The sequence below is a fragment of the Streptomonospora nanhaiensis genome, from assembly GCF_026642255.1.
Classification (GTDB): Bacteria; Actinomycetota; Actinomycetes; order Streptosporangiales; family Streptosporangiaceae; genus Nocardiopsis; species Nocardiopsis tropica.
Genome location: NZ_CP113264.1, coordinates 451,576 through 465,900, shown reverse-complemented (window position 1 = coordinate 465,900; position 14,325 = coordinate 451,576). Strand labels below are relative to the sequence as shown.

Sequence of the window (14,325 nt, the reverse complement as noted above, 5' to 3'; positions counted from 1 at the left end):
CCGGGCGGGGCGGGTCCCCGCCACCGGACCGCACAGGGCCCCCGACACCGGACCGCCGCACCGTTGACATTTAGTTGTCTGTCTAGACAAACTGATCGGAGGCCCCTACCCCCAGGAGACACGTCATGAGCGACTACCGGCCCGTGCCCGCGGACAGGTTCACCTTCGGCCTGTGGACGGTGGGCTGGCGCGGCGTCAACACGTTCGGCGACGCGGTGCGGCCCCCCCTCGACGGCGCCGACGCGGTACGCGCGCTCGCCGGCCTCGGCGCCCACGGGATCACGTTCCACGACGACGACCTCGTCCCGCCCGGGAGCTCGGACTCCGACCGCGAGGCGATCCTCAAGCGGTTCCGGGCCGCGCTGGAGGAGACCGGGCTCGCGGTGCCGATGGTGACCACGAACCTGTTCACGCACCCGGTCTTCCGGGACGGCGGGTTCACCTCCAACAGCCGGGACGTGCGCCGGTACGCGATCCGCAAGGTGATCCGCAACATCGACCTGGCGGTGTCCCTCGGCGCCGAGACCTACGTGTGCTGGGGCGGCATGGACGGCGCGGAGTCGGAGGCGGGCAAGAACGACCACGCGGCCCTGGACCGGCTGCGCGAGGCGTTCGACATCCTGTGCGGATACGTCATCGACCAGGGCTACGACCTGCGGTTCGCGATCGAGCCCAAGCCGAACGAGCCGCGCGGCGACGTGCTGCTGCCGACGGTCGGGCACGCGCTGGCGTTCATCAACGAGCTGGCGCACCCGGAGATGGTGGGCGTGAACCCGGAGGTCGGACACGAGCAGATGGCCGGGCTGAACTTCACGCACGGCGTGGCCCAGGCGCTGTGGGCCGGGAAGCTGTTCCACATCGACCTCAACGGGCAGCGCGGGGTGAAGTACGACCAGGACCTGAGGTTCGGCGCGGGGGACGTGAAGGAGGCGTTCTTCCTCGTGGACCTGCTGGAGAGCGCCGGGTACGAGGGCCCCCGGCACTTCGACTTCAAGCCGCCCCGGACCGAGGACATGAGCGGGGTGTGGGAGTCCGCCTCGGCGTGCATGCGCAACTACCTGATCCTCAAGGAGAAGGCCGCGGCGTTCCGCGCGGACCCGGAGGTCGTGGCCGCACTGGAGGCCTCGCGCGTGCCGGAGCTGTCGGTGCCGACGCTGGGCCGGGAGGAGAGCCTGGCCGACGTCCTGGCGGAGGAGATCGACCTGGCGGAGGTCGGGGAGCGCGGTTACCACTTCGAGCGCCTGGACCAGCTCGCCCTGGAGCACCTCCTCGGCGTCCGCTGACGCGGCCCCGGGCCGGGCACCGCGGAGCGCGGAGGGCTCCTGCCGCGGACGGGCCGACGGGTGTTCGCGGTGGAACCGGGCCGACCGGGGCGGCCGTCCGGCAGAGGGGCGGCGTGACCTCGGGCGAGTACGGGAAGCGACCGCGCCCTGACGCTCCGGGAGGGGACTTTGGTCACCGGCACAGGCGGTGACCTGCGGGTAGCCTGGTCGAGCAGAACACGACCGCCCCCTGCCAACAGCCCTGGCAGGGGGCGGAACTGTGTGCGGGACTACTGACCGCTGAGTGCGAGACGCAGTGCGTCCCATTCGCGGACCGGCACCGACAGGTGGCCGGACCCGCGGTTCTGCGTGTCGCGCAGGAGCACGCGCGAGGCGGCGGAAACGGTCCGGGCCTCCACGCAGTGGCCGCCGTTGCCGTTGCCGTAGCTGGACTTCTTCCAGGTCTCGCCCATCGCGTGAACGCGTGCCTCCACGCAGTTCCCGCCGTCGCCGTTGCTGTAACTGGACTTCTGCCAGCTCTGGCCCATCATGCGCTATCGCCTCGAATCTGTTCCATCAGAGACCGTGATGCGGGAACCGGCAGGGCGGCGCTCCTCAGCTCCGCGAAGGTCCGGTCGTAGCTGGCCACGATCTCCGGTTCCTTGAGGGACATGCCCGCTTTGTGGCCTTCGACGTAGGCGAAAGTGCCACGGTCAGGGGCAGAACTAAGCATAAACGCGCCCCCCAGACCGGCGTGGCCCTCTGTGCACATCGGGACGACCTGGAGGGTGATCCGGGGCCGGTGCGACGCCTTGATCAGATGGGTGATCTGGGCCGGCATCACGCCGGGGTCCGAGAAGCGGCGGAGCAGCAGCGTCTCGTCCAACAGCACCGTCACCCTGGGGGGATGGGGTCTCTTGAGGATCTCCTGCCGTTTCAGCCGCGCCGCGACGATCTGCTCGATGGCGTCCGGGGAGGCGTGCGGCGAGCCGATCTGGATGACGGCCCGGGCGTACTCCGCCACCTGGAACAGGCCGGGAACCAGCCCCAGCGCGTACTCCCGGATCTCCACCGCGACCTGCTCCGCCTCGGCGACATCGCGGAAGTAGGTGTTCATCCCGGACGGCGAGAAGGCCGTGTCCCAGGAATTGACGAGAACGTCGTGTGCGATAAGCGCCCTGTCGATGCGTACCACTTGCTCACGCCGTGTCCCTTTGATACCACGTTCCAACTCGCTGACCGTACTCTGGGCGATCACGGCAGCCCGAGCCAGTTCGTGTTGCGTCATACCTGCTTGCAGGCGGTATTTGCGCACCAGTAGACCGAACCGCTCACGTGCGGAATCCACTTCTCCACACCTCATCGCTCATATCGCTGGATTATCGTTTGTCATCGCACGGCATACGAAAGGCAACGTCTTTCCTAATGAATGTAGACCAGGAAATGCCACAAGTGGAAGAGTCGTCGCCGGGAGGGGCCCGGACCGGCCACGATGCGGCGGCACGGGGTGCTCCCGGCCACCCGTCCACCGGTCGGGAGGTGCGCATCCGAGCCGGAAGGACCGGACACGCGGGGCCGCTTCGTCCACCGAGGAACAGGGTGGGGCGGCCCCCCGGCACGAGTTGGCCCGGAGGCCGGGGACGCAGACGGCCGCCGGGACCAGGGCCCACCTGATGACAGAGACCACGAGGTGAGACGTATGCAGCCTGCCGCCGCACCCCCGGCGCCTCCAGGCCCGGACCCCGAACCCGTTCCGTACCCGCACCGCCTCCGCTTCGAGGAGCGCCACCGGAGCGGCATCGCCCTCGGCCCCGAACCCGACTACCGGACCCTGGACTCCTGGGTGCGCGGAACCGTCCTCGGCCCCGCCTCGGACAGGGTCGCACGCGTCACGGCCGCCCTCGTCTCGAACGCCCACCGCCACTCCCTCAGCGGCGAACCGGGCGGAAGCGTACGCATCGTGATCGACCAGAACCCGTTCCTGCTCACCGTGCGCGTGACGGACGACGGCCCCCGGCCCGGCGCGGAAGTGCCGTATCCGCGCCTGGGAGAGCCCGGCCGGGCCCCGCTCGCCGGCCTGCGCCTGGTCGACGAGCTGACCGTGTACTGGGACTGGGAGTGGGAGTGGCGGGGCACCACGATGGGCCCGCTCACGATCCGCGCCGTGGTCGAGACCCCCTGAGCCGGGTGCGGCGGTCGAGCCCCCACGGCCCCGCCGCCGCATCCCCGCGCACCGACGCACCCGCAGACGCGGGAACCGCACCCGCACCGCCCACCGACCGAGGAGACCGCTCCGTGCCCGCCCCTTCGTCCCTGCCCGACCTCATGGACACCGCCGAGGACCTCCTCACGCCCGGCGAGGTCGCCCGCCTGTTCCGCGTGGACCCCAAGACCGTCGCCCGCTGGGAGAAGGACGGCCGCCTGTCCTCGGTCAAGACCCTGGGCGGACACCGCCGCTACCCCAGGTCGCAGATCACCCACGTCCTGCACGCGGGGACGGGCAGCGGCGAGGTCGTCCGCGCCCTGGAGCAGGTCCACGCCCTCGCACTGGAGGTCGGGGCGGTGGGCGACGCCGGACACGTCGCGGCCCTCATCGAAACCCTGCGCACCGGCCACCGCTGACCGCGCCGGGCGGGAACACGTACCACCGGGCCCCGCTGCCGCATCGCCCGGGCCGTGGCCGGGGCCCACAGCCGGAAAAGGTCCCCATCCCCCACACTGTTAACAAAAGTGGCCAATACCGACACCAAGCATTGCCGGGGCAGGGACGGGAGAACCATTCCTTCTTTTCCGAACTCCCTGAACTGCGAGAATCCGAAGGGGCATGATTTTTTTCGCCTCTTCCACGAAAAGCAGCCTCCCCCTCGCCTTTCTCCTCTATCCTGTGACCGAACAGGCATCCCCATCCGCACAATGCCCCGACCGCGTTTGATCGGCACCCGGCGCCGGGGACGGCGAGCCCGACCCCTTTCACCCGAAAGGATTGTCGGCCCGCACCGTTCGGCGCCGTTCTGCCCCGGGCGGGAGCGCGGTGTTCAGGGCCGGGGCGCGGTGCTCTGCCTCGTGGTCAGCCTCGGCACCTGGAGGGTCACCCCCGGGTGCGCGGGCCCCTCGATCTTGTCCATGAGCAGGCCGACGGCACGGGCGCCGACCTCCTCGGCGGGGAGGTCCACCGAGGTCAGCGGCGGGACTCCGGGCGGCACCGGCCCGATGGCGACGACGGACAGCCCCGGGACGGTGCGCCCGTGCTCCGCGAACGCCTCGAGCAGCGGGCCCACCGAGGGTTCGTTGTGCACGATGAGGCCGGTGACCCCGGGGTGCTCCCCGACCAGCGTGCCGACGACCTCGCGGACGGTGTCGGGGGAGCAGGGGTGCGAGGTGGCGACGACCCCGCGCTCGGCCGCCGCCTCCTCGAACCCGGCGACGGTGCGCTCGGCGAACCCCGTGCGCCGCTCGTACACCGATGGGGGCTGGCCGACGAACGCCACCTCGGTGTGTCCCAGGTCCGCCAGATGGTGCACGCATGCCGCACCGGCGGCCGCGAAGTCCAGGTCCACGCAGGTCAGACCCTCGGTGTCCTCGGGGACCCCGATCAGGACGGACGGCAGGTCCAGGGAGCGCAGGACGGGCACGCGCGCGTCGTCGGCCTCCACGTCCATGACGATCACGCCGTCCACCATCGCGCTGCCGGCGACCCGGCGCAGCCCGTCGGGCCCCTCCCCCTGGGTGAGGAGGAGGACGTCGTGGTCGAAGGCGCGGGCCGCGGTGACCACGGAGACCGCGAAACGCATCGCGACGGGGACGTGGACGTCCTCGCGCAACGGGATGACCAGGGCGATCACGTTGCTCCGGCGGCTGGCGAGCGAACGGGCGCCGGCGTGGGGCTGGTAGCCGAGCGCGTCGATGCTCTCCCGCACCCGGCGCGTGGTGGCCTCGGAGATCGAACGCTTGCCGCTGAGGACGTAGGAGACCGTGCTGGGCGACACTCCGGCGTGCCGGGCCACATCGGAGATCCGCAAGTGCCGTCCCGTCCATCGTCGAACCGGTTCGAAGAGATGTTACGCACCGCGCCGAACCGGCGCAATGCCACGCCATCATGGCACGGAGCCGGTGTTTCCGGGGTGGACCGGGGCGAATCCGGCGCCCGGCGCGGAGGAGGCCGGCCGCGGAACGGCGTGCCGATCGGGGCCGCGGGTCGGGAGCCGGACGCGCATGCGGTGCCGGGGTGGAGGCCGGTGCGGTCCCCTGTGGCCGGAATCAGCCAGAACCGGGTACGGAGCACACACCCGTCGTTAGGGTCGGGATGTCCTGCCCCTCGGAGGCCCCATGTCCAGCACCCCCCTGCTCACCGTCCTCCTCTCCGCGCTGACCGTCCTCCTGTTCGCGGTCCTCGGCCTCGTGGTCCTGGTCCTCGCCTTCGCGGTGCCGTCCGGCCGCAAGGGGCTGGTGGCCGCGAGCGGCTCGCTCATCACCGTCGGAGCGCTCCTGGGCGGGCTCGTCCGGGCCGGCGGCCACTACGTCTTCACCGACCCCGGGTACGGCGCCGTCCCCCCGCTCCTGTTCACCCTGGTCTCCCTCGTGCCCGGCCTCGTGTCCGCGGCGGGGCTGCTCCTCCTGGTGGTCGCGGCGACCAGGCGCGTCCCGGACCCGCACGGTCCCCCCGGAACGCCGCATCCCCCTGTCCCTCCGACACACCGGGCGTCCTGAGGAGGCCGACGTGTACATCCTGAGCATCCTCGTCACCGGCGTTGTCGTCGCGGGACCGGTCGCGGCGGTCGGGGTCGTCGCCCTCGTGCGCGCCCGCAGGGCGCCCCGCTCCCCCGGCACGGTGCGGACCGCCGGCGCCCTGTTCCTCGCCGCCGCCCTCCTCCAGGCCGTCGGCGCCCTCCTCCCCCCGGTACTCATCGCCTCGGGGCTGCCTCCCGACCGGTACCTCCTGCTCAGCGGCATCGCGCCGATGGCCCTCGACGTCCTCGACGCCCTGCTGGTCTGCGGGGCCGTCGTCCTGCTGGTCGTCGCCCTGATGCGGGCGGGGCCCGGTCCGGCGCGGGGACCCGGGTACCCGGGGGCGCCGGCCCCGGGGCCGGGACGGCGACCGCGTCCGGGTCCCCGGGGGCGGCCGAGCCCCGGCCACGCGGCTCCGGGCCGTGCGGCCTCCGCCGGGTACGGCCCGCAGCCGGTGTACGGCGCTCCGGGCCCAGGCGTCCCGGGCCCCGACCGCGGTGTGCCGTACGGCGACCGCGGCACGGACACCGGCGGGAGCGGTGGCGACGGCGGCGGTTCGGGCTGGGGCGGCGGTGACGGCGGCGGACACAGCGGCGGCGGTGGCGGAGGAGGCGGCGGGGACGGAGGAGGAGGCGGCGGGGACGGAGGAGGAGGCGGCATGTGACCGCCCCGAGCGGGTGCGGGGCCGGGGCAACGGGTGACGTCCCCCGGCCGGGCTCCGCCCCGGCCGACCCCGGACACCCGCGCCGACGGACCGGCGCACCCCCTCCTCCGGCCGCCGGGTCCGCTGCCGGGGGCGGGCGTGACCGCTACCGGGCCGGATCCTCTCCGGCACGCCGCTCGTAGCGCGAGCGGGCCAGGCTGTGGGCGGTGACCAGCAGGTCCCGCACGGCCGGCTCCGTTCGCGGACCCGGTTCGACCACGGACAGCCACCCCAGTGCCCCGTAGACGGGGTGGGGGACCAGGGCGTCGGTCTCGCTCGGGTCGGCCCCGTCCGCGGCCGCGTCACGCGGCTGGCGTCCCGTCCGCTCGACGAAGGCGTCCTTGCCGGCGGAGATGTTCAGGCGGAAGGCGCCGGGGCGGTCCAGGCGCGACGACGTGTCCTCCGGGTAGTCCTTCGTCACGATCGTCGCGAACGGCTGGGTCGTCCGCGGGACCTCGCCGTCGGGAGCGTAGTAGAAGAACGTGTCGCCCCAGCTGAGCTCGGGCGAACCGTCCCCGGGCCCGGGCCGGAGGGTCAGAACCCCGTCGAGGCCGCCGACGAATCCCATGATCTCTTCTGTGGTCATGCCTTCTAGTATTTACTTCATGTGCTTGTGGAGACTTGGCCCCAAGGAAGCCCAGGCAGTCCGGTGAGAAGTCGCAAGTCGGCTGTTCTGCGAACCGTGGACGTCGCACGCCGTGCCGGGTACTCGGTCCAACAGGTGCGCAACCTCGAACGGGACGGTGTGCTGCCGCCGGTGCCGCGCACCGGGTCCGGCTACCGGGTCTACGACGCGTCGCACGTGGGTTCCGCGCTCGCCTACCGGGCTCTCGCGCACGGCACGGGGCCCGTGGAGGCCAAAAGGATCATGCGGGCGGTGCACGCGGGCCCCGGCTCGGAACCGCTCGCACTGCTCGACGCGGCGCACGCGCGGCTCCACACCGAGCGCCGGGACCTCGCTCTGGCCAGGACGGCCGCCGGCCTGATCTCCGCCGAACCGATCGGTGACGTGCGCCCCTCGGACGCCATGGGCATCTCCGAGCTCGCCGCCGCACTCGGCGTGCGCCCCTCGACACTGCGGCACTGGGAGGCCGAAGGCCTCGTCGCGCCGCCCCGCTCCTCACCGCGCGGTCCGCGGCGGTACCTCCCCGACGACGTCCGTGACGCGCGGATCGTCCATCAGCTGCGCCTGTCCGGCTACCGTGTCGCCACGCTGCGGGCGATGATGCCCGAACTGCGGCACGCCCGCCGGTGGGAGGAGGTGGCGACCGCGCTGGACGCCCGGGACGCGAGCATCGACGCCCGGTCGAGGTCCCTCCTCGACGGCGCCGCCGCCCTCGCCGCGCTCGTCGTCCGGGTGGGGGAGCGGCCTCCCGGGGCGGACGGGGACCGGCGCGGGTGAAGCGGGCCCCGTGCGCCGCCGGCCACGGGGGTGGGGGTCCCCCGCCCCCTCCCCTCCCCCCGCCCCCCGTTCCTCAGTCCTCCAGCCGGATCGTGCCCGCGCCGCCGTCGATCGTGATGGTCCCTCCGTCACGGACCAGCTCGGTGACGCCGGGCACGCAGATCACGCAGGGGATGCCGTACTCCCGGGCCACGGTCGGTCCGTGCGCCACCGTCGAACCGGTCTCCACCACCACCCCGCCCGCGGTCATGAACAGCGGTGTCCATCCCGGGTCGGTGGTGGGCGCGACCAGGATCTCCCCCGGCCCCAGCGACGCCCCGACCGGGTCGTGGACCACCCGGGCCACACCCGTCGCGGTGCCGGCGGACGCGGCCACCCCGAACAGCACACCGTCTCCCGCGTCCCCCGTGGAGAGGGCGGGGAGGGTCGTCTCCACGTCCGTCCCGTCGGACAGCAGCACGGGGGGCACCCTGCGGCGCCGCCGCTCCCGCGTGTACACCGCCCGGCGCTCGGCGACGAGCTGTCGCCGGTCCGCCCCGTCCAGCGCCGCCCGGGCCTCCTCCAGATCGAGGAACATGATGTCGTCGGGAGCGTCCAGCCTCCCCTCGGCCACCAGGGCCTCCCCGACCAGGAGGAGCTGGCGCCGCATCTCCCCGATCGCGAACAGCCACGCGAACTTGGGGTACTCGCGGAGTCCGGACAGTGCGCGCGCCCGGTCGAAGAAGAACGCGGCCAACCGGGCCCGCACCGGTCTGGACTCCATCGCGCGGCACACCAGCTCGTCCCGCATGCGTTCGGCCTCCGCCGCCGCGCGGGCGAAGCGCCGGTCCGGCGCCTGGTCGGGGTCGTCCACCCGCAGGTAGTTGGCGATCACCCCGAACAGCGGCGCGGGGTCCTCCGCCCAGCGGGGCACGCCGACGTCGATCTCGGCCGCGCCCCGGTGGCCGTAGCGTTCCAGGAAGCCGCCGAGCCCGAACTCGGGCAGCTCCCCGGCGCGGTACAGCTCGGCCAGCCGCCCGGGGGGCGTCTCCCCGAGCAGGGCGCGGTGGGGGCCGGCCTCCTCCGCGAGGCGCCACAGCGCCAGGTCCATCTCCGTGGTGACGTTGTGCGGCATGCCCCCGAGGACGGTGGCGACCTCCCCCGGGGCCGCCACGCCCCGGAGCAGGAGCTCGGGTGCCTTGGCGGAGAGGATGCCGGTGTACAGGGCCCCCAGCATGGGGGTCATACCGCCCGTCATCACCGGGACCTGAACCCCCTCCGCGAAGGCCAGGCGCTCGCCGGCCGTGACGACGCCCCTGGAGGACTCGGCGATCTGCCGTCGGATCTCGGGCCCGGCCCGCAGGACCCGGCGCCTGGCGTCGTCGGGGAAGGCGAGGGCGGTCGCCGCCCCCGCGACGAAGTCGCGTGTGAGCGGCGCGACCCCGGCGACGATCCGGGCCACGGCGCGCGGGTCGACGCGCCCGCCGCGCCGGGGCGCGAACCGGGGGTCGGCGAGGAGCGCGCGCACGGACGCGGCGGTCCGGGGGCCGTAGACGTTCATCAGCCCCGGCAGGAGACCCCGGATCACCCGGTTGCGCAGGAACGGCGTGAGGTCGAGGTAGAACCTCCCGCCCACCTCGGCGACCGACCGCTCCCACGCGCCGCCCCTCGACGCCCCCACCGCGCGGAACCACGCGAGGCCGGCCACCCGGAGCCCGGAGAACCCCATGGGGGTGAAGGGCCGCAGCATGCCCTGCATGTTGCCGGACTCGAGGTAGGCGCGCGGCCCGTCGGAGGGCGGGGGGAGGGGGAACAGGGTGGTGATCGGGCGGGACTGGAGGATCCAGGCGGTCCCGTCGTGGTCGACGGCCCACTCGACGTCCTGCGGAGCGCCGAAGTGGGCCTGGAGCCGTGTGCCCGCGGCCCGGAGCCCGTCCACCTCCCCGGGGGAGAGGCAGCCGTCCGGGGGCCCGTCGGTGCTCCCGTCGGGGCGGACGACGTAGTGGTCGGGCTCGGCCCTGCCGTCCACGACGGCCGTGCCGAGCCCCGGCACGGCGTCGAGGACCGTCTCCCCGCGGGTGCCGGTGACCGGGTTGGCGGTGAACAGCACCCCGGCCGCCCGGGGGCGCACCATGCGCTGGACGATGACGGCCATGCGCACGGAGGCGTCGTCGATGCCGAGGTCGCGCCGGTAGGCGACGGCGCGGTCCGTCCACAGGGAGTCCCGGCACCGCCTGACGGCGTCGAGCACGTCCTCGACGCCCTCGACGTCGAGGTAGGTGTCCTGCTGTCCGGCGAAGGAGGCTTCCGGCAGGTCCTCGGCGGTGGCGCTCGACCGGACGGCCACGGGCCCGCCGCCGAGTGCCGTGTAAGCGGCGGCCACCTCGTCCTCGGGCACCGCCCCGGAGGCGTGCGCCGCGGCGGTCACGCAGAAGCCGGGTGGAACCCTCTCACCCGCCCTGATCACCTCGCCGAGCCCGGCGGCCTTGCCGCCGACCGGCCCGGCCGGGTCCGCGTCGATCCGATCCAGTGGAATCACCGGCACGGCCGTCACCTCCGTCTTCCCGTCCTCCTCCATCCTTCCCCGCGGGAGGGGGGTGCACCGGGTTTTCCACAGGACGGGTTCGGGTCGTCGCCCCCTCCCCCGTCGCCGGGCGGGCCGGGACGGGAGGGGAGGGCCCCGCCCCCGGCTCCCCGGGGAGGGGGCGGCTCCGCCGCGCACGGCGAGGGGAGGGCGGCGGCCCGGAAGGCACGGCACCGCGGAATCCATGGAAGCCGCGGGAGCCGCGGACGGACCGGGGCCGCCCGTACCGGAGGGGATACGGGCGGCCCGGCCTCACCGCACGTCCTCCAGCTCCTGGAGGAGGCGGCGCCTGGAACGGGCCCCGACCATCGTCATCACGGGCGCGCCGTCGCGGAAGACGAGCATCGTGGGCGTCCCCATCACCCGGTAGGCGCGCGTGGTCCCGGGGTTGGCGCCGACGTCCAGCCTGACCACCCTGATCCGGCCGGCCGTCTCGGCGGCGACCGCGTCCAGCACGGGCACCATCTGCCTGCACGGCGGGCAGTGGTCGGAGGTGAACTCCACCAGGACCGGCCGGTCCGCCCCCAGCACCTCGTCGTCGAAGGTCGCGTCCGTGACCTCGTCCAGCCCGGTCGTACCGTTCATCCGTGTCCCCTCGTCTGGCACAGCGGCTCGGGCGCGGCGGACCTGTCCGCCTCGGCCCGGGCCAGCTGTGCGCCCACCTGGGCGCGTACCGCCCCCAGCCGTCCGATCAGCGCGTCGAGCTCGGCCAGTTTGTCGCGGTAGACGTCGAGCGAGGCGGGGCAGGAATCCCCTGTCGGGTTGCCCTCCCGCAGGCACTCCACGAACGGCCGGGTCTCCTCCAGTCCGAAGCCGAAGTCCTGGAGCGTGCGGATCTGCTCGACCAGCCGCAGGTCCTCGTCGTCGTAGACGCGGTAGCCGTTGACCGCGCGGCGGGTGGGGAGCAGCCCCCGGGACTCGTAGTACCGCAGGGTCCTCGTGCTGACCCCCGCGCGTTCCGCGAACTCTCCGATGCGCATGGACGCCACGCTAGACCTTGACGTCCGCGTCAGGGCAAGGGAGTTCGGGGCCGGTCCGCCCTGCCGCGGCCGGGGCGGGGACGGGAGGAGGACCGGGGACAGGACCGGGGCGGGCGCCGGGACGGGAGGAGGGCCGGGGGCGGGACCCCGGGTTCAGGCGGGGCGGTGGTACACCAGCGAGTACCGCCAGAACAGCAGCCTGCGCAGCCGGGCCCCGGGCAGGTGCCTGTCGACCGCCTCGGCGATCTGGCCCATGTCCATGTCGGGCTCGCGGACGGGCATCTCGGCCGTGGGCCCCACCTTGTGCAGGTCGGGCGTGCCGGTGAGGACGCGCGCCAGTCCCAGGCCGACGCCGATCGCCCACTGCGGGCCGAGCGCGGCCAGGCCCACGGCCGCGTCGGTCCCGCCGCGCTCCCGGTAGTGGCCGAGGACGGCCAGGGTCCCGCCGGGGGCGAGGGCGGACGCCATCCGTTCGAGGGACGGCCCGAACGGCATGTGGTGGATGCTGGAGACCGCGCTGACGAACCCGTACCCCGCCGGGTCCAGTTCGGCCTCCTCCAGGGAGGCCACCCTGTAGTCGACCGGCAGCCGGGGCGGTGTCAGCGTCCGTGCGAGGTCGATCATCCGGCTCGCCGGGTCGATGGCGTCCACGGCGAACCCCCGGGTCGCGAGGACCCGGGCGAACCTGCCGCCGCCGCAACCGACGTCGAGGGCCCGGGGCCGCGCGCGGAGCGCGTCGCGCGAGGGCCCCGGGGCGCCCCGGCGGCCGGCGGGCGGGCCGTGCCCGGGCACCTGGCGCAGGAGGTGATCGTGGTAGTGGCTGTTGTGGTCCCACGAGAAGTCGACGGGACCCAGGGGGAGAAACCGGCTCATGCGGCCGGAGACTACCCGGCCTGCCGCTTGGCCTCCAGTGCCTCCATGGCAGCGACGGCGGTGGCCACGGTCTGGTGGACCGGGACCTGGCGGTGCAGGCCGACCAGGCGGACGACCTTGGTGACGCGTTCGTTGAGGGCGGCCAGTGCCAGCGATCCGCCCATCTCGCGAACGGTCCGGTAGGCGTTGATGATGACGTTCAGGCCGCTCGAGTCCATGAAGTCCAGACCGGACAGGTCCAGGATCAGCCACGGACCGTGGTCCTTGACGGCGGACTGGACGTGTTCCTGGAGGTCGGCGGCGGTCGCGATGTCGAGTTCTCCCTCGATCGCGACGATGACGCTGCGGCTCTCTACCCGCGTGCTCAGCCCAAGCCTGTGCACGTTCACTCCTCCCGGCCCCACATTGAGATGGTGAGGGGTCCCTCGCTTAACCATACGCAGACAGGCGAGTCGCGCCCACCCGGCCCGGCGCCACTCCCACAGAACCGGACCACCGGGGGCAGGACGCTTGCGCGTCCGCGAGTCTGGTAGGTCGTTGGACACACACGGTATAAGCGAACCGCCCGTTCGGGAATGGCATAGGGCAAGAAATTTTCGCCTCGTGGGCACGAACCTCCCTCCGGCCAGGTGGTATCACCCGTTTACGCTGGGTCATTTCACGACATGGAGCCCCTGCGGCCGCACCCGCGTCGAGCACCGGCGCCGAGACCCCCGATCCGGTCACCGTGTGTTCACCCCTTCGGGGAAGCGTCACCCTGGGTGAAGGCCTCCAGCAGGGTGAGCGCCGCGAGGGTCGCCGTCGTCTCCCCCGAGCGCACCCCCTCCTCCGTCCCCGGGATGAGGGAACTCACCCCCGGGTCCCTCAGGAACGAGTCCATCAGCCTGTCCCGCACCTGGTCCCACATCCAGCTGACGCCCTGGTCCCGGCGGCGCTCCCCGAGGGCGCCGTCGGCCTCCAGCGTCCGGCGGTGCCGCAGGACCGCCTCCCACACCTCGTCCAACCCGTCCCCGGTGAGGCCGCTGCACGTCAGCACCGGCGGGCGCCACCCCGGGTGCACCGGCTGGAGCAGGCGCAGCGCGCGCGACAGCTCGCGGGCCGCCTTGCGGGCGTCGTCGGCGTGGGGTCCGTCGGCCTTGTTGACCGCGGCCACGTCGACCAGTTCGAGCACGCCCTTCTTGATGCCCTGGAGCTGGTCGCCCGTGCGGGCCAGGGTGAGGAAGAGGAAGCAGTCCACCATGGCGGCCACGGCCACCTCGGACTGGCCGACGCCCACCGTCTCGACGAGGACCACGTCGAACCCGGCCGCCTCCATCAGCAGCATGGTCTCCCGGGTCGCCCGGGCGACGCCGCCCAGCGTCCCCGCCGTGGGCGAGGGCCGGATGAACGCGTTCGGGTCGACCGCCAGGCGGGCCATCCGGGTCTTGTCCCCCAGGATGCTCCCGCCCGACCGCGTGGACGACGGGTCGACGGCGAGGACGGCCACGCGGTGCCCGGCGCCGGTCAGCCGGGTGCCCAGCGTGTCGACGAAGGTGGACTTGCCCACGCCCGGCACCCCGGTGATCCCCACGCGGTGGGCCTTCCCGGTGTGCGGGAGCAGCCGGACGAGGAGTTCCTGGGCGGACCGGGCGTGGTCCGGACGGCGTGACTCCACCAGGGTGATCGCCCGTGCCAGCGTCGGCCGGTGCCCGGACAGGACCCCCTCGGCGAGGGCGGCCACGTCGACCGGCCGCCTCCCGCCTCCGCGCGCCCCCGGTGCGGATCCCTCGTCGCCCACGCCTTCTCCCCTTCCGGCCCCTCGGCCCCCGTCGCCGTGC

General features: G+C 73.5%; 15 protein-coding genes and 1 pseudogene. 6 read left to right on the top strand and 10 right to left on the bottom strand.

Features of this window, described 5'->3' with window-relative positions; all coding sequences use genetic code 11:
- Positions 1–125 precede the first annotated feature (125 nt).
- Positions 126–1,283 (top strand): xylose isomerase, encoded by a 1,158-nt coding sequence (gene xylA, locus OUQ99_RS02120; protein ID WP_267947724.1) that lies wholly within the window; start codon positions 126–128, stop codon positions 1,281–1,283.
- 269 nt (positions 1,284–1,552) lie between these two features.
- Here xylA and OUQ99_RS02115 read toward each other — a convergent pair whose 3' ends face one another.
- Complete coding sequence (locus OUQ99_RS02115; protein WP_344176671.1) at positions 1,553–1,813, bottom strand: DUF397 domain-containing protein; 261 nt, start codon at positions 1,811–1,813, stop codon at positions 1,553–1,555.
- The gene (locus OUQ99_RS02105) at positions 1,810–2,610 is read right to left on the bottom strand and encodes a helix-turn-helix domain-containing protein (RefSeq protein WP_267947723.1); all 801 of its coding nucleotides are present in this window, start codon (positions 2,608–2,610) and stop codon (positions 1,810–1,812) included. The genes OUQ99_RS02115 and OUQ99_RS02105 overlap by 4 nt, the downstream gene beginning before the upstream one ends.
- 351 nt (positions 2,611–2,961) lie before the next feature.
- On the opposite strand from OUQ99_RS02105, the gene OUQ99_RS02100 reads away from it, so the two are divergent.
- Both OUQ99_RS02100 and OUQ99_RS02095 read left to right on the top strand, forming a co-directional pair.
- The gene (locus tag OUQ99_RS02100; protein ID WP_267947722.1) at positions 2,962–3,444 is read left to right on the top strand and encodes an ATP-binding protein; all 483 of its coding nucleotides are present in this window, start codon (positions 2,962–2,964) and stop codon (positions 3,442–3,444) included.
- A 143-nt stretch (positions 3,445–3,587) separates the two neighbouring features.
- Positions 3,588–3,749, top strand: a pseudogene (locus tag OUQ99_RS02095) (BldC family transcriptional regulator); the annotation flags it as partial.
- A gap of 548 nt (positions 3,750–4,297) precedes the next feature.
- On the opposite strand, the gene OUQ99_RS02090 reads toward OUQ99_RS02095, so the two are convergent.
- Positions 4,298–5,281, bottom strand: coding sequence for a LacI family DNA-binding transcriptional regulator (locus OUQ99_RS02090; protein ID WP_267947721.1), 984 nt, complete (start codon positions 5,279–5,281; stop codon positions 4,298–4,300).
- A gap of 307 nt (positions 5,282–5,588) precedes the next feature.
- Between OUQ99_RS02090 and OUQ99_RS02085 the strand changes: the two genes are divergently transcribed.
- Positions 5,589–5,969 carry a hypothetical protein gene (locus tag OUQ99_RS02085; protein WP_267947720.1) on the top strand — a complete coding sequence of 127 codons (381 nt, stop codon included), beginning with the start codon at positions 5,589–5,591 and terminating at the stop codon, positions 5,967–5,969.
- Positions 5,970–5,979: 10 nt separating this feature from the next.
- Positions 5,980–6,651, top strand: a complete 672-nt coding sequence (locus tag OUQ99_RS02080; protein ID WP_267947719.1) for a hypothetical protein — start codon at positions 5,980–5,982, stop codon at positions 6,649–6,651.
- Between the two features lie 145 nt (positions 6,652–6,796).
- On the opposite strand, the gene OUQ99_RS02075 is transcribed toward OUQ99_RS02080, so the two are convergent.
- Complete coding sequence (locus tag OUQ99_RS02075) at positions 6,797–7,276, bottom strand: DUF6194 family protein (protein WP_267947718.1); 480 nt, start codon at positions 7,274–7,276, stop codon at positions 6,797–6,799.
- Between the two features lie 96 nt (positions 7,277–7,372).
- Between OUQ99_RS02075 and OUQ99_RS02070 the strand changes: the two genes are divergently transcribed.
- Complete coding sequence (locus OUQ99_RS02070) at positions 7,373–8,092, top strand: MerR family transcriptional regulator (protein ID WP_267947717.1); 720 nt, start codon at positions 7,373–7,375, stop codon at positions 8,090–8,092.
- Between the two features lie 73 nt (positions 8,093–8,165).
- Here the strand turns inward: OUQ99_RS02070 and OUQ99_RS02065 are convergent, their stop codons facing one another.
- From OUQ99_RS02065 to meaB, 6 genes are all read right to left on the bottom strand, one after another.
- On the bottom strand, positions 8,166–10,616 hold the full coding sequence (locus OUQ99_RS02065) for a PEP/pyruvate-binding domain-containing protein (protein ID WP_267947716.1): 2,451 nt from the start codon (positions 10,614–10,616) through the stop codon (positions 8,166–8,168).
- A 291-nt stretch (positions 10,617–10,907) separates the two neighbouring features.
- A complete protein-coding gene (locus OUQ99_RS02060; protein ID WP_276567183.1) occupies positions 10,908–11,240 on the bottom strand; it encodes a thioredoxin family protein in 333 nt (110 codons plus the stop codon).
- Positions 11,237–11,635, bottom strand: coding sequence for a MerR family transcriptional regulator (locus OUQ99_RS02055; RefSeq protein ID WP_267947715.1), 399 nt, complete (start codon positions 11,633–11,635; stop codon positions 11,237–11,239). Before OUQ99_RS02055 ends, OUQ99_RS02060 begins: the two co-directional genes overlap by 4 nt.
- Before the next feature lie 153 nt (positions 11,636–11,788).
- The gene (locus OUQ99_RS02050; protein ID WP_267947714.1) at positions 11,789–12,508 is read right to left on the bottom strand and encodes a class I SAM-dependent methyltransferase; all 720 of its coding nucleotides are present in this window, start codon (positions 12,506–12,508) and stop codon (positions 11,789–11,791) included.
- A gap of 11 nt (positions 12,509–12,519) precedes the next feature.
- Positions 12,520–12,891: an STAS domain-containing protein gene (locus tag OUQ99_RS02045; RefSeq protein WP_267947713.1), complete on the bottom strand. Its 372-nt coding sequence runs from the start codon at positions 12,889–12,891 to the stop codon at positions 12,520–12,522.
- 350 nt (positions 12,892–13,241) lie between these two features.
- Positions 13,242–14,285, bottom strand: coding sequence for a methylmalonyl Co-A mutase-associated GTPase MeaB (gene meaB / locus OUQ99_RS02040; protein WP_267947712.1), 1,044 nt, complete (start codon positions 14,283–14,285; stop codon positions 13,242–13,244).
- Between the last annotated feature and the right edge of the window lie 40 nt (positions 14,286–14,325).

Bases quoted from the DNA above. Each gene is read 5' to 3' on its own strand.
- xylA (WP_267947724.1), top strand. From the start codon at position 126: ATGAGCGACTACCGGCCCGTGCCCGCGGACAGGTTCACCTTCGGCCTG.
- OUQ99_RS02115 (WP_344176671.1), bottom strand. From the start codon at position 1,813: ATGATGGGCCAGAGCTGGCAGAAGTCCAGTTACAGCAACGGCGACGGC.
- OUQ99_RS02100 (WP_267947722.1), top strand. From the start codon at position 2,962: ATGCAGCCTGCCGCCGCACCCCCGGCGCCTCCAGGCCCGGACCCCGAA.
- OUQ99_RS02085 (WP_267947720.1), top strand. From the start codon at position 5,589: ATGTCCAGCACCCCCCTGCTCACCGTCCTCCTCTCCGCGCTGACCGTC.
- OUQ99_RS02075 (WP_267947718.1), bottom strand. From the start codon at position 7,276: ATGACCACAGAAGAGATCATGGGATTCGTCGGCGGCCTCGACGGGGTT.
- OUQ99_RS02060 (WP_276567183.1), bottom strand. From the start codon at position 11,240: ATGAACGGTACGACCGGGCTGGACGAGGTCACGGACGCGACCTTCGAC.
- OUQ99_RS02055 (WP_267947715.1), bottom strand. From the start codon at position 11,635: ATGCGCATCGGAGAGTTCGCGGAACGCGCGGGGGTCAGCACGAGGACC.
- OUQ99_RS02050 (WP_267947714.1), bottom strand. From the start codon at position 12,508: ATGAGCCGGTTTCTCCCCCTGGGTCCCGTCGACTTCTCGTGGGACCAC.